This is a genomic window from Rasiella rasia, assembly GCF_011044175.1.
Lineage (GTDB): Bacteria > Bacteroidota > Bacteroidia > Flavobacteriales > Flavobacteriaceae > Marinirhabdus > Marinirhabdus rasia.
In genome coordinates this window covers 1502436-1517031 of sequence record NZ_CP049057.1, presented here as the reverse complement: position 1 = coordinate 1517031, position 14596 = coordinate 1502436, and the positions used below count along the sequence as shown (strand labels likewise).

Here is a 14596-nt window from a genome sequence, read left to right as displayed (position 1 = left end):
AAGAAGCGCAACTAATTGATAATCAATAGTTGCGCTTTTTTATTTGTACGGCTACTGTATGGTAATTTTTTTTATGCGCTAAATCTTTACTTTTTAGGCAGTCGAATACAAAGTAGTAAAAGAGCGTTTTTCTTAATGAAAAAAATGTAAAAGATGTAAAATGGCTAAATTTCCTTATCAATTTTCTCGTTAATACTGTCTAAATAGGTCTGTAAATTAATTGCGGGCACAGTACCTATTGCTTGTTGTAAGTATCTGGTTAATTGCATAAAGAATGTAACTAATGAATTTTCTTGTTTACTGAACTCTACCTTATTGAATACTCTTTTTTTATAGTACTCAAAATATCGTTTATCAAAGTCTTTAATGCTTTTGTCTTCTTTATTCTCATAATCTATAAAGAAAGCACCATAATCAGCTATGCAGCCGCAATCTATACTTTTTAAACCTGTTTGGGCTACTAAATGTTTTTCTAAAGTCTTATTATTAGTTTTATCTCCCGATTTCGTTGAGGTCAAGATTCCACCTACTATTTTAGTTAATCCACGAGGTTCAACTCTTTCTCCTACACTTATGATATGTGTTGTAGTTCTTTTTAGTTTCCTAACACTTTCAATTTTTTTTCCTGTATATTCAATGTTAGTAATACCATCTGAACTTCCAGAAATATCGGGTTTACACTCAAAAACTGCATAAACTCCTTCAGCAGGTATATAATGAAATCCATTTTGTGAAAATATAAAAGGAGTAAACCAATTATCATAAATGATAATATCAATTTGGTCACTTGTTTCCCCCGTTGAATCTATTACTATGCCTTTATCAACGCTATACCTATTTGGTAAATATTTCTTTAACCATTCAATCCAAGCATTTTCGAGCGCATCACCTTTAGATGTAGAGTGTTTTATATTGTTTCGGTTTGTACTCAATTGTGCAATCATTTGACTCTGCAAACCAGAAAAAAGTTCTCTTAGTAAAATTTTATCACTCATACGGAATTAATTTTTTGTTATCGTAAATATAAAAGGTTGCTTGGTTAAGTTGCTTATCTGAAACACTCAAAATGAGTAAAACAGGATTTCTAATATTAACACTTGGGGATGATTCAATGTTAATCATTGCGTTTAAATCGGTGTCGCTAAATCTAGTACTTCCATTTGGGTGGGTGTGCCATTCACCAACATAATATTCTTTTTTCTTTTTGAATAATTTAGAAAAAAAAGACTTCATTCCTTTAGAACTTCTTTCAAATAAATATCTGCCTCCCTTATAGCTTTTGGGGAGAATATAATCGGTTATAGATAAACTGCTGAAATCATCTGAGTATTTCCCTACTAAAAAACCACCAAACTCCTTAGGAAAATGTTCCACTCCTGACTTACTAATTTTATCAATTAATTCGTCGTCTATAATTAGTTCAACTTTTCTGTGCTTGTTATAAAGTTTCAATACTCAATTATATTTAGGTTCGACAAATCACTTTCAATAGCAAAATTATTTTTTCTTGCTCCAGTTTCGTACAAACTATGAATATGTTTGATAGCCATTTGAACCAATAATGATATGTCATTATAGGATGCTTTGAAAGTTGGACTCCAACAACCAGTTGGGTTATATAAATCAGTTGTGTCGTTTTCTAAAACATTCATAAACTGATTCATTACAAAATTGTAAGTATTAGGGTAAAATGCACAAACCAGTTCTTTAGCAAAATTCGTAATTGAAAGATTAATCAAGTCACACTTTAAATCGAGTGAATTCAGTATGTACATAAGGTCATTATCGGTCGTACAATCTATTACTAAATCATATTTATTGAGGTTTGTTTCAAAACCACTCTTTCCACCCTTTTCTTTATGGAATAATTTAATAATCCCTTGAAAATAGTCCTTGTCAATAATGTTGGTTTCTACAAATGGAGAAATTGTACTAAGAATGAATTTTAGTTCTTCTGTTTTATCCATTAAACCTGTATTAAATAAATATTCAGAGCGACAAACATTCTCAGGCTCTTTAATGTCATTATCGGCAATATCGATAAATTTACAGCCACATCTTGTAAGAGTTTTGGCAACCATACTACCTAATGCTCCAACTCCAATAATTAATATTTTCTTTTCCACAAAGCTTTGCGAGAATAAACCTCTTCCAAAAAAATATTTATATGAAGAATTTCTAGTTATTCCCCAATTTATTTCTAATTCATTTTTTGGTATTGTGATCCACTCTTTGTTAGGTAATTGGTAACCTATTATTGGAAAATCGCCTATCTCTAACATTGCGACTTGCCAGTGAATATTGGTATCATCAATTTTATATCCAAAAAATAGAGGCAATAATTTTCCTCTATGTTCAATGTGTCTTTTTTGAAATTTGAGTAGAAAGTTTAAAAATTTCTCTGGGAGGTGGTCTTGTAAATCCAACCATTTAGTAAAAATGAACTTTCCATAGGTAGCAGGTGGGGTTTCAATGTAAACATAAGCACCCGAATTGGTAATGTTCATATTTTTATAAAGTTGACTCCATTCACATTCTAACTGCTCTCCATTTTCTCTAATGAAGCTTTGAATTATATGGTTTGAAATTAGGTTGCCTTTGAAAGTTCCAAGTTGAAGCGATGTAATTGACACCTCGCCAAATTCTCCTTTTTCAAAAGAGTGTTCAAGGTCTGTGAATTGATAAGACCAATATCGATTATTGATTAGTTTATCATCAACAATGATATGCTCGTAGTGGTCATCTTGGTCTTTATTGATGTAGTATTTGACAATCCAATTCTTCAAAGAATTGAAGTCGTAATTTAGCTTTGATTTTAAATTCGTATGGTGAGTGGTGTGAATGCAGACTACACCATCTTCCATAACGTGCTTGTACTCTAAAAGATTAGTGTTTTTAAACTTTATTGAATCTGCATCATTATATTTAAGTGGGTAGCACTTGAAAACTACTACTTCAAATTCTAAAGGTTGTGCCAATTCCTTGAAAGATATACTAACCTTTCCCTTTACCTGTAATTCCTCTTCTACAAAATCATACGCTTTTGCTACAAATGGAATATTGCTAATAAGCTTGGTAACATCATCCAGAAACCCCATTTATCCGAATCGTTCATTTTTTGGAGGTGTCGAGTAAGCAGCTCCTCCTGTTTTAATTCCGTACCCGTTGCTGCTTGATGATTTGTCATCATCCTCAAAATCCTTATTTGTTGGGAAATAGCTTTTGATGTTATCGCTATTATTGTTAATCCTTTCGATTATAGTTTCCATTCTATTAGATAAATTGGTTTTTTCCCAACTCTCCAAGGTGTCCATTAAATCATTGTTGCTATTTCCTGGGTCAATTAACTTAAAACCATCTTCTGTAACGTTATCTTTAATGTACTCCATTACTTTCTCTAATTTCTCCCAAAGATTACCAGAAATATCTTCCTTCTCAAAGGCTTTTATTGTAATAAGTTCCAATAAAAAGGATTTATATTCCTTTCCGTCATTATTGTTCCATATTTTTAATAGTCGAATAATCTTTCTTTCATTCTCTTTCGCCGTTATATGGTCAATCTGCGCCTTGATGTTGGTCTGAATATGAGTGCTATTATCAAAAATACCCCATGTTCCGTTAACAAATAAATTTAAGTTTTTATCATCTAAATATTGGTCTTGGTTTAATTCACGACCTGGCACCATATCCAGACTTACCGTATCACCATCATCATCTTTAAAAAAATCTATCCCTACTGAAACCTTCTGCTTTCTAACATAGGCAACGTCACTGAACTTTTCATCTAAAAACTCATATAAATCATTAAACATACCTTCTAGCGTTTCAAAAGCATTTCTTTTGAATGGAACTACAACGTCCAAATCGAACTTGGTGTTAATCGCCGTATGTTTTTTGAATGAACCAGAATCGAATGGAGAATATATATTTGAAGTATAGTGCTCAATTAATGCAGCCTTAACTTCATCCCTGTTGTCTTTAAATTTTTTAACGACGGATTCAATATGTTTCATTCTATGTGTTTCTAACACATTTGATAGGTATTCTTGCTTGTTTAACGACATAATAATAATTTTTATGTAAAAACTATGTCAAGTATGAAGCCAGAATGTATTTTTATTGAACATCTGTCAAAATAATTGTGAAAGTATGACAAGCTGGCATTTATTAGTGATTAATAATATAAAAAGCTTAAGCATTAAACAATTTTTCAATTGGTCTTTTTTTGATATGTACTTTAACTAATAAATAAATTTATATTTGAAAGCAAGTGTACAATATGGTGATTTTAAAGGAACGGCTTCGGCTGATATTTCTGACGAATTGAGTAGTGGAATGGATAACTTACAGGATATAGCCAATTATTTTGGCATTAATACTGACCGATTTAAGGTAGTTGGTATATCTATTTATGGAACAAAAGATTTTTCAATATTGTTATTCTGTGTTGACTCAGAACAAAACACTGATGATAAAGAACGCATAGTTAAGATTCTCTGTGATTGTGAAGACGAAACAAATATTCTAGATACCTTATTTAAAAGGTTTAATGTTGTTTTACATTCTAGGCATGATGAAAAATATTCTTTAGTTGATAATTATGACGAAGAAGCAAATTTTGAAGATTATCATGAAATTGACTAGTTATGAACGAATTGGAATCTTACTGTTTTAAAATCCACAATAAATTGGTTCGATAATTTAACCTCATCCGCTACTCTAAAGAAAAGTCTTTACAGCTATGTGAGGGCTTTTTTTGCTTAAGAGATACGATGAATACTATATAAAAAAGAGGGATAACACGTGGCTAACCCTCTTTCCATCATAACACCTAATTATAAAACTACCTAATCATTTACTTTTTATGACAAAACCGCGGCTATAGGAGATTCCTTTTTAGTGCCACTAGCCACCTGTTTTTTAGACAGTATTTGTTGTATAGTGTCATTCCATTTTTTGGCAACGGTGAGCTCATCAGACAACACATTTTCGTCTTCATTGTAAAATTCTATATGTGTTGTTTCTCCATTTTTATTGACGAAGATCAGTGTTATTTTTTCAATTACTTCATCAAATCCTTTAGCCTTTTTTATCCGTCTTGTCTTTTTAATAACTTCACATGACGTTACTACGTTTAAATCAATTTGTTTGGATACTTCTGTGTCTTCCGTTTTTTTGAAATAATAAATAGCTTTGGCCGTTTCGTCTAAACCGAGTGCAAAATTGGTGTGCTCTGTATGCCGAGTTAGTGTTCCGTTATTCTTAAAGGCCTGCGCATTTAGTCCGTTGTAGAGTTGTTTCGATTGTTTCTTTACATTTCTACCTATTAAAAATATAGGTATTGTTATAGTTGCCAAGAGTACCATGGCGATTATCATCATTCCTGAATCCATTGTAGTATTTTTTTAATTTTTTAATTGTTGTGATTGTGTAAAGTTTCCGAAGAAATAGTACACCATATGTAGCATGCAACAATTGTTTACCAAAAGGAATGGAAGGGAAAAAGAATCTGTTTTGTGTAGTATTTGCTAATTGAAGCGTTTTCATTAGCAATTTTTTTATGGTGCGTAGCTGCACTTAAAAGCGCTGTATTACAATTGCTTTGAGTGCCAAAAAATAAACTGTCATCTACCGATAAGGGTATATTATCTTCTTCAGTTTCAAAATTTATTTCTTGTTGAGTTTGATCAATGAAGTAGCCTGCGTTGTTTCCGAAGAAATGAGCGTCAAGCTGTTTTTGAGTTCCATTATGAGCCTCGGTTGTAGTAGTTGTAATAGCAGTTGCATTTACAGACAGGGCTGTAAGCAAAATTGCCATCCATAGGCTCACTATTTTTTGAAATTTTTTCACCGTGGTTGCTACTCGAAGTACAAATGTATTGAAGAATTCTGATAAGAATGATAAATAACTCTTAAAACTATAGGCTCCATTTAATAGGAAGTGAACGTTTATTGTAACCAATTTCTATTGAGAAATTAATTAAAAATAGACGCAGGCTCTTACCCGCTCAGGAAAGCCACGATGGCTGAACGAATGAGTCTTCAGATAATATGGTATGTACCGTCGCTAATTGATTTTAAAACTATCTGTGTAGAGCGATTACAGGGGTACTTGGAATTGGTCCCAAATCCGTGATACGTGAATGGGTAATACCCAGTTTTCTCCAAAAATCAGGTTTTCGATCTATAAGGCACATTATGTAATCTACGTGATCCCTGGCAAAGTCCTTAAGAGCTGGGGCATTTTTAATATACTCCATTTGAATTTTTTCTTTAGTGAGCATTTCAAGTTGATAACGCACCTTGCTTTGATTGGCTTTCTGAAGTTCAGATAACTTTTCTTTTGCCGATAGCGTAACAATTTTTATACTGCCTTTGGCAATTTGTACCAATTCACACCAATTTTCGAGCTCACTTATAGGAAGATCCAAATCGAAACTTGAAACCAATGCAAATTTAGGTTTCTTATGCATTTTTGATGAGGCAGGAATGATCATTACAGGACATTCCCGGATATGCTCTATAATTCGTTTGGTATTTCGGCTATACCTTATTGTACCATCCCCTGTTTTGTCTTTTCCTGGGAGGACAACCAAATCGATATTAATTTCTTTAATGGCTTTTTTCATTCCCTGAATTAAATTGGAATATTCAGAAATGGCACTAAATCGATGCTTGGCGTCTCGTTTATTAAAGGCATATTTTTGAATAATTTTGCCAAGGTTATTTTCAGATTCGCATTTAGGCTTATCGAACCAGTCATCATCTGCCTGAAGTAAATCTATGGTGTTAAGCCCAGATAGGTCATAAGTGTACGTGTGTAAGAAGAAAAATTCGCATTGCTCACGTTTAAAAAACTGGATGGAATAATCTATAGCATCATGGCTATTAAATTTAAAGTCGATAGGAATTAGTATCTTTTTCATCTTTTCTTGGTTTTATCTGCGTTGAAATTTGGATAACTTCTGGTAAATCTCTTTTTTAAGTTGTGTAAACTCCTTAATGAGTGCTGTATGCGAATCGCGTTTTTTTTCGTGTTCTTTGGCACGCGTTACGTTATATTCTCTCTTTCCATACTCATATTCTGCATTGAGTTCTTTTTCATATTTACAGAGCATTGCCATCACTAATGTGTTCTTTCTACGTAGTCCTTGAATGTTTACCTCTATACTTTGCTCTTTAATAAGCTGCTGCCCGATAATTTTTGAATAATCAATTTCTGTGTTAATAGTTGTAAGAGTGTCAATCCAATAACTCAATTCTATAAGATCTTTTTTGATACACAGTCTTCTATGGGCATCTATCTTGTATGGTAATTCAATTTCCAATATATGTGACTTATGAGATCAAATTTAGTCGCGTGAGTTTGCCTTGTACTTGACTAAAAAATTCATCTTTCAATCTTCTGTATTTGTCTAGATGATATAAATAACTTCTCCTGTAACTTTCGTGTTCAGTGATAAAGACCATATCACAATGCGTGTCTTCACATTCTACGATATCACTTCTTGAATTCATATAATTAAAAAGCGCCTGTAGTAATATTTCATTTTCAGCTTCTTTTTTCTGAAATTTTAGAAGCACGCTATCATCTTTAAACTTGTTACTTAAATCTTCTCCACAAAGCCCAATTAAATTATTGAGTTCTTTTTTTATGTATTTGAGATGATTGATCCAGTTGTCTAGTTCAATCGTGTTTATTTTATGGGTTACATCGACGTCTGTATCGTGATTGTATATTTCTGTCTTTAAGATTTCCATTGCTCTAAATTTTAAATGGGTACTTCTATGGTTTTTTGATTTGTGTCCTGTGTTACAGTCACAATATTTATTTTCTGGGTTCCTAAAGGAAAATCCCATTCAATTGTATCCCCTTCAGAATACCCAATAAGGGCGGCCCCCATTGGTGTTAGGATTGAAATTTTATCCAGCTTGGTGTTTTTTTCTGAAGGAATAACAAGCTGAAGTGTTTTTTCCCATCCAGTTTCAGCATACACCATAATCTTACTATTGAAACGGATTACATCTTTTGGCATATCTTTCTCGTCTACGATTTGTGCTTCCTTAAGTTCATTGCTTAACCGCTGAAGTGATTTCTGTGTTTCAAAATTTTCGGCGTATCCCGATATATTGAGTATACGCTTTAGGTAGACATACTCCTTTTTTTCTAATATTATGCTTCCGTATTTCATTTTCACTATTTTTTTTAATGTTCTTAATTAAGGAAATATCCCTCGTTGGATATAGGCTTTCTCTATGCGTCTAATAGCAATGCAATAAGCCGCCGTTCTTAAATCCATTCCTTCTTTTTCAGAATAATCAAACACTTTATTAAACGATTCGCGCATCTTTTTATCGAGTTTTGCCATTACTTCATCTAAGTGCCACAGTTCTCCGTTTCGGTTCTGTAGCCATTCAAAATAACTTCCTACTACACCACCAGAGTTGCAAAGAATATCTGGGATGATTGTAACTCCTCGCTCTAATAATATTTTTTCACCTTCTACATTGGTTGGACCATTAGCGCCTTCGGCAATAAGCTTGGCCTTTATACTTTTCGCGTTTTTTTGCGTTATTTGGTTACCTAATGCCGCTGGAATGCAGATATCGCATTCAGTAGTAAAAAATTTTTCATTGTCAAGATCAAATGCATTTGGAAATCCTGTTAAGCTTCCATTGTTGATTCTAGTATAATTGTACAAATCCTCAACCTTAATTCCGTTGGTATTTCTTATACTGCCAAAAGCATCTTGAGCGGCAACTAATTTTGCCCCTTCCTTTTCCATAAAGTGAGCTGCCCAATACCCAACATTACCAAAACCTTGAACGATAAATTTTTTGCCTTTTAATTTTTCCTTTCTGCGTTCTGCCCAAAATTTAATGTTTAGAAACACCCCATAACCAGTTGCACGATCTCTGCCTTCGAGACCACCGCTACCATCTGGTTTTCCAGTTACCACGTGTTGGTTTGCAGTGCGCTCTGCCGGCGGTCGCGTACTCATATAGGTGTCTGCTATCCACGCCATAGTTTGGCTGTTAGTATTTACATCTGGAGCAGGGATGTCATGCTCTGGACCAATGTTATCTGCCAGTGCAAAGGTGAATCTACGTGTAATACGCTCTAATTCTCCCTGAGAATATTGCGATGGGTCTAGCTGGATACCACCTTTGCCACCTCCATAAGGCAAGCCAGCTAATGAAGTCTTCCAAGTCATCCACATGGCTAATGCTCTTGCAGCATCTATATCTACTGTTGGGTGATAACGTAACCCTCCTTTATAGGGACCTAATGCGTTATTATGCTGCACTCTATATCCTGTAAATATTTCAACTTCACCATTATCCATTTTTACAGGAAAGTGCACGATGATTTCATTATTGGTAATGCTTAAAATCTTGCGTATGTTAGGGTGAAGATCAATATGGTCTGCAGCACTATTAAATTGCTCCATCACATTGTCCATCATGCCCTTTACAGGTGCTTTTTTCTTTTTAGTGTTATTTACTTCAGCTGTGATTGTTCTCATAGGTATAGACCGTTTTGAACGGGTTTTTTATTTTCAGTGTTTATTTAAAAAGTCGATTGGTGATACTTCGTTCATTATATTTTTCGACGATGTATCGTCTTCTTCGCTTAAGGGTTTCTTCTCTTTTTTGAGTATTGTTTATTTGTGATTGTGAACTCATGGTATTTGTGTTATAATGAATTTTACTTAAGTCCCTATTTGGTAGATTTTATCTGTTCGTAAATCTGAATAGGCTATCTCTTGGTGTGCTGACTAATTTGTTTTTACTAATCTGATAACTAATTTATTATGTACTGTGTTTTTATTTTTAAAATCATGCCATCGCCATTTCTGGCTTTGTTTTATGTACTAAAGGCAAGGCGCATGCCATTGGAAAAACCAAGATGGCATTTTAATGAACAAACCCTGACTGAGTAAGGGTTTTTAGATTTAATTTGGAAAAGGGAATAGTTTAAGTATTGGGGTATTATTACCCAGTAGGGGAGATTTGTATCAATTAGGAACTTACGTAGCTTGAATTATTAGTATGAGTTATCTTTAGTTCTTATAGGCTTATTGCAAATTAAACTTTAAGGCGCTACCATGACTATTAGTGGTTCGGTAGGGAGAACTAATTTAGTTAGAAGTGCAGAAAATTCTGATTGAGATGCCACTTATTAAAGCATACTTAGATTTTTGTAATAAGCTTTTTAAAGATTTTAATAGTTTCAAAAATATCTTCTGTTGTTAAACTAAAAAAGACATCAATCTTTCAATTTCAATCTAATAGTCTTCCTGTCAATCCCCAAAATCTCAGCAGCTTTAGTCTTGTTATTATTAGTTGCATTTAACACTTTTTGAATATATTTTTTTTCAATTTCTTTGAGAGGAAGTAGTTCTCCTTCAGGAAAATCTATAGTATATTTTAAAGTTACCGGGAGATCTGCAACATCAATATGTCTATCGCACATAATAACCGCTCGCTGTATCACATTTTCAAGTTCACGAATGTTTCCTGGCCAATCGTATCTTTGCAATATTTCTGAAGCCTCGGGGCTAATTTTAATAAAGCGGTCTTTATATTCTACACCGTATTTAAAGAGAAATTTTTCAACAAGTAACGGAATGTCTTCTTTACGTTCTCGCAAAGGAGCTACTTCAATTTCTACCACCGTGAGACGGTAATAAAGATCTTCTCTGAAGGCTTTTTTACTAATCATTTCTTTTAAGTCACTATTGGTGGCGGCAATAATGCGAACATCAATTTTTTCAGCCTTTTGGGCACCTACTTTTACCACCTCTTTTTCTTGAAGGACGCGTAACAATCTAGATTGAACAGCTGTAGAAGCATTGCCTATTTCATCAAGAAAAATAGTTCCGCCATTTGCCGCTTGAAAAAATCCGTCGCGATTCTTTTCAGCTCCTGTGAAAGCGCCTTTGGTGTAGCCAAAAAGTTCTGATTCCAATAAATTTTCAGGAATACCTCCACAATTTACCGCAATAAAAGGTGCTCGAGAAAATTTCCCTTGATAATGAATAGCACGTGCTACAAGTTCTTTACCCGTTCCACTTTCGCCTTTAACGAAAATGGTCGCTTTGTTGTCCTTTACCCGTTCAATGATTTGAATAACATTATTTATTTTTTCTGAATTGCCAATGATATCACCGTAGGAATGTGGTTTTTTATTTTCTGATTTAGATTTTAATATGTTTTTTGAAACATCAGTAGCACTGCCTATCGATTTGTCAATGGCACTCCTAAGCTCTTCTTTTGTAAAAGGTTTGGTTAAATAGTCTACTACACCAGATTTAATAGCAGCAAGAGAATCTTGAACAGAAGGATAGCCAGTAATAATAAGTTTGGGCAAAGTAGGGTAGTGCTCAGATACGAACTTGATAAGCTCTGTACCATCAATTTCAGGCATTTTTAAATCGGTTATGAGCAAGTCTATGTTGGTATCTCGAAGTATTTGAACAGCTTCTTTTACCGATACAGCTTTATAAGAATGATAGCTCCAAGATTGTAAATGACGTTGCAGTAACTCCAGAATATGGATGTCATCATCAACAATGAGTATATTCTCTTTTCTAAACTGCATTCGACTATAAAAGTATTAAGTTTTTGGTAGTTTAACTGTAAATTTTGCGCCCTTTTTGGAATTGTTTTCTACAGTTATAGTCCCTTTATGGCTTGCCACAATACCGTGTACCACACTCAATCCTAACCCAGAACCATCGCCAATAGGTTTTGTGGTAAAGAATGGTTGAAACACTTTTTCTAATGCTTCATTAGATAGTCCAGGACCCTCATCAATAATTTTTAAAATTATATAACTTTTAGACTGCGAAGCTTCAATGGTTACCAACCCATTTTCTGGCGAAAAATAAATGGCATTAATTATTAAGTTGAAAATTATTTGTGTGAGTTGAATGGTATCTGCTTTCAGTAAAAGCTCATCATCTTCAATTTTTACAAGGTATTTAACTTTCGCTTTCTTAAAGGAAGCATCGAGTAATTCTAACGCATTTTTTATTCTGGGTACCAGATTTAATTCTTTCATTTCCTGGGGCATCTCGCAAGCGAAAAACATCAATTTTTTTACTACTTCCCTAGAGAAAATTGCATTGTCAATAATCTTGTCTAAATCTGATGAAACTCTTTTATCTGTTTTAAAATCATCTTTTAATAATTCGGCAAACCCCAAAATGTTTGTCAGTGGCGTATTAAGTTCGTGCGCAATTCCCGCTGTTAGCTCACCTAAAATTCCTAAACGATCTGCTCGCTCCATTTGGCGTTTAAGTGAAATTTCATTTTGTTGAATTTCAATACGCTCTAAAAGATTTCCTATCTTAAGAGCTACGCTATCTAGCAATTGCTGCTCCTCTTTTAGAAAAGAGCTTTTGTCATCTTTTAAGGAAGCGATAATCATCCCATCAGATTTATTAAATATTTGAATAGAAGAGCTTATTTGAAGCCCCTCTTTCACAACTTTAGTTTCAAATGATGCAATGGCAGTTTTGATGGAAATTTCGGTATGTTTGGGAAATTGAAATCCCTTTTTCAAGCTTAACGCAATCGCTTTAAGGGTTTCTTCCATTTGCCCAACATCTGCATTTACGATAATAGATGATATATCATAGAGGCAAGTTAGCTCTTTGATGCGCTCTTTTAACGCTATTTCTGTATGATTCATTTTTACCGTACTAAATTATTGTAAAGATAGATGGTTATATTTTGAAAGCCATTATTTCAACGTCTATCGAAACAAAAACAATTCTTAATACCCCTTTTTCTTGGCTACAGCGTCTACACAATTTATACCATCGATAGCCGCAGATATAATGCCACCCGCATATCCTGCGCCTTCTCCGCAAGGGTATAGTCCAGAAATCTCAACGTGCTCTAAGGTTTCAGGGTTCCTTGGAATAGAAACAGGAGATGAGGTTCTACTTTCTGGAGCGTGTAAAACAGCTTCATTGGAGTAATATCCCTTCATTTTTCTCCCAAAAGCTTTAAATGCCTTTTTTAATCGTTTACTAATGAGTGGGGGTAAAACGTTATTCAAGTCTACCGAAACAATACCAGGTTGGTACGATGTCTTCGGAAAGTTTACTGAAATGCGACCTTCTACAAAATCTATTAAACGTTGGGCTGGCACGGCCTGTGTTTTTCCGGCAGCTTCCCAACAATCGCGCTCTACTTTTTTCTGAAAATTGAGACAAACAAATGGGTCTCCTTCAACATAATTAGGTAAATCTTCTGGAGCAACACTAACTACTATGCCAGAATTTGCATACGGATTGTTACGCTTACTAGGGCTCCAGCCATTTGTAACTACTTCTTCTTGTTCTGTCGCGCAGGGTGCGATTATGCCACCCGGGCACATGCAAAATGAGTACACACCTAAACCATCTACCTGTTCTACTAAACCATAGGAAGCTGGAGGTAGGTAAGGATTGTCACTATCTCCGTGATACTGTATGGTGTCTATTAACTCCTGCTGATGTTCTACACGAACCCCAATGGCAAAAGGTTTTGCTTCAATTTTTATTTTGTGATTGTGAAGCAAATAAAAAATGTCTCTTGCAGAATGGCCTGTTGCTAAGATAACGGTATCATAAGAATGCCATTGTGCATTGTTAATTTCTATAGAAGAAATACGCTTATTCTCAAGTTTAAGGTTGGTTAACTTAGCATTAAAGTGAACCTCTCCGCCTGCATCAATAATCGCTTCACGCATGCTTGTAATTATTTTGGGAAGCTTATTTGTGCCAATGTGAGGATGTGCATCTATAAGTATTTCTTTATCTGCACCAAAATGTACAAACCATTCTATTGCTTTCAGTACATTGCCTCTCTTCTTAGACCGAGTGTATAACTTACCATCGCTATAGGTGCCTGCTCCGCCTTCGCCAAAACAGTAGTTAGAATCTGAATCTACCAGATGTTCTTTGTTAATTCTTGCAAGATCTCTTCTGCGTTCTCGAACGTCTTTTCCTCGCTCGTAAATAATTGGTTTTAATCCTACCTCAATGGCACGTAGTGCGGCATACAACCCCGCAGGACCAGCACCAATAATTGCAATGGTTTTACTTTCTTCTACGGCTTGAGGAACAAACGGTGGGATATGCTTAATCTCTTCACCAACTAACCAAAATTCTAGTTGAAGGTTTAGTTTTACGGGAGCACGACGCGCATCTATAGAGCGCTTCCTAATACGCCAATCTTTGATGTCTTTTTTGTACAGTTTTGCTTTGGTAAGACCTAGCTCTAATATGTAAGGTAAATCTTCTTGTTGCTTAGGCTTAATTGAAATCTGAACCAATGTACTCATGTTGTCAAAGATACTTGAAAAAACGGTGCTTTTTTAGGGTAGTTGACACCTAAAAAATGGGCGGTTTCGTAAAGTTTCCGAAGAAAATACTTATAGTGCTACCCAGTATTACTTTACTAAATTACAAATTTTAAACTAGTAAGAGATTGTAATGCAGCGTGTTAATTTTAGGTGTGCTCTTGTTAACAAAAAAATAACCTAAAAAAATTACAGAAGGCATAATAAGGCACGACCTTTGTTCTATTAATAGGAACC

General features: G+C 34.4%; 15 protein-coding genes. 1 reads left to right on the top strand and 14 read right to left on the bottom strand.

Annotated features, from left to right (window positions below; genetic code table 11):
- Positions 1 to 164 precede the first annotated feature (164 nt).
- The 4 genes from G5B37_RS06870 to G5B37_RS06855 are packed head-to-tail and all read right to left on the bottom strand — an operon-like array spanning position 165 to position 4064.
- Positions 165 to 995 (bottom strand): DUF6602 domain-containing protein, encoded by an 831-nt coding sequence (locus G5B37_RS06870; protein WP_164679317.1) that lies wholly within the window; start codon positions 993 to 995, stop codon positions 165 to 167.
- Positions 988 to 1452: a Mov34/MPN/PAD-1 family protein gene (locus tag G5B37_RS06865; RefSeq protein ID WP_164679316.1), complete on the bottom strand. Its 465-nt coding sequence runs from the start codon at positions 1450 to 1452 to the stop codon at positions 988 to 990. The genes G5B37_RS06870 and G5B37_RS06865 overlap by 8 nt, the downstream gene beginning before the upstream one ends.
- A complete protein-coding gene (locus G5B37_RS06860; protein ID WP_164679315.1) occupies positions 1449 to 3098 on the bottom strand; it encodes a ThiF family adenylyltransferase in 1650 nt (549 codons plus the stop codon). The genes G5B37_RS06865 and G5B37_RS06860 overlap by 4 nt, the downstream gene beginning before the upstream one ends.
- Positions 3099 to 4064 (bottom strand): nucleotidyltransferase family protein, encoded by a 966-nt coding sequence (locus tag G5B37_RS06855; RefSeq protein WP_164679314.1) that lies wholly within the window; start codon positions 4062 to 4064, stop codon positions 3099 to 3101.
- Between the two features lie 196 nt (positions 4065 to 4260).
- Between G5B37_RS06855 and G5B37_RS06850 the strand changes: the two genes are divergently transcribed.
- The gene (locus G5B37_RS06850) at positions 4261 to 4644 is read left to right on the top strand and encodes a hypothetical protein (protein ID WP_164679313.1); all 384 of its coding nucleotides are present in this window, start codon (positions 4261 to 4263) and stop codon (positions 4642 to 4644) included.
- 218 nt (positions 4645 to 4862) lie between these two features.
- Here G5B37_RS06850 and G5B37_RS06845 read toward each other — a convergent pair whose 3' ends face one another.
- From G5B37_RS06845 to G5B37_RS06800, 10 genes are all read right to left on the bottom strand, one after another.
- A complete protein-coding gene (locus G5B37_RS06845; RefSeq protein WP_164679312.1) occupies positions 4863 to 5393 on the bottom strand; it encodes a hypothetical protein in 531 nt (176 codons plus the stop codon).
- Positions 5394 to 5479: 86 nt separating this feature from the next.
- Complete coding sequence (locus tag G5B37_RS06840; protein WP_164679311.1) at positions 5480 to 5818, bottom strand: hypothetical protein; 339 nt, start codon at positions 5816 to 5818, stop codon at positions 5480 to 5482.
- A gap of 265 nt (positions 5819 to 6083) precedes the next feature.
- Positions 6084 to 6926, bottom strand: coding sequence for a universal stress protein (locus G5B37_RS06835; protein ID WP_164679310.1), 843 nt, complete (start codon positions 6924 to 6926; stop codon positions 6084 to 6086).
- Positions 6927 to 6938: 12 nt separating this feature from the next.
- Complete coding sequence (locus G5B37_RS06830; protein WP_164679309.1) at positions 6939 to 7328, bottom strand: hypothetical protein; 390 nt, start codon at positions 7326 to 7328, stop codon at positions 6939 to 6941.
- Positions 7329 to 7338: 10 nt separating this feature from the next.
- Complete coding sequence (locus tag G5B37_RS06825; protein ID WP_164679308.1) at positions 7339 to 7761, bottom strand: hypothetical protein; 423 nt, start codon at positions 7759 to 7761, stop codon at positions 7339 to 7341.
- 11 nt (positions 7762 to 7772) lie between these two features.
- Positions 7773 to 8192, bottom strand: a complete 420-nt coding sequence (locus tag G5B37_RS06820) for a GreA/GreB family elongation factor (RefSeq protein WP_164679307.1) — start codon at positions 8190 to 8192, stop codon at positions 7773 to 7775.
- A 27-nt stretch (positions 8193 to 8219) separates the two neighbouring features.
- Complete coding sequence (locus tag G5B37_RS06815) at positions 8220 to 9527, bottom strand: Glu/Leu/Phe/Val family dehydrogenase (protein WP_164679306.1); 1308 nt, start codon at positions 9525 to 9527, stop codon at positions 8220 to 8222.
- Between the two features lie 743 nt (positions 9528 to 10270).
- The gene (locus G5B37_RS06810) at positions 10271 to 11605 is read right to left on the bottom strand and encodes a sigma-54-dependent transcriptional regulator (protein ID WP_164679305.1); all 1335 of its coding nucleotides are present in this window, start codon (positions 11603 to 11605) and stop codon (positions 10271 to 10273) included.
- 15 nt (positions 11606 to 11620) lie between these two features.
- A complete protein-coding gene (locus G5B37_RS06805; protein ID WP_164679304.1) occupies positions 11621 to 12700 on the bottom strand; it encodes a sensor histidine kinase in 1080 nt (359 codons plus the stop codon).
- Positions 12701 to 12784: 84 nt separating this feature from the next.
- Positions 12785 to 14341 carry an NAD(P)/FAD-dependent oxidoreductase gene (locus G5B37_RS06800; protein WP_164679303.1) on the bottom strand — a complete coding sequence of 519 codons (1557 nt, stop codon included), beginning with the start codon at positions 14339 to 14341 and terminating at the stop codon, positions 12785 to 12787.
- Positions 14342 to 14596 lie beyond the last annotated feature (255 nt).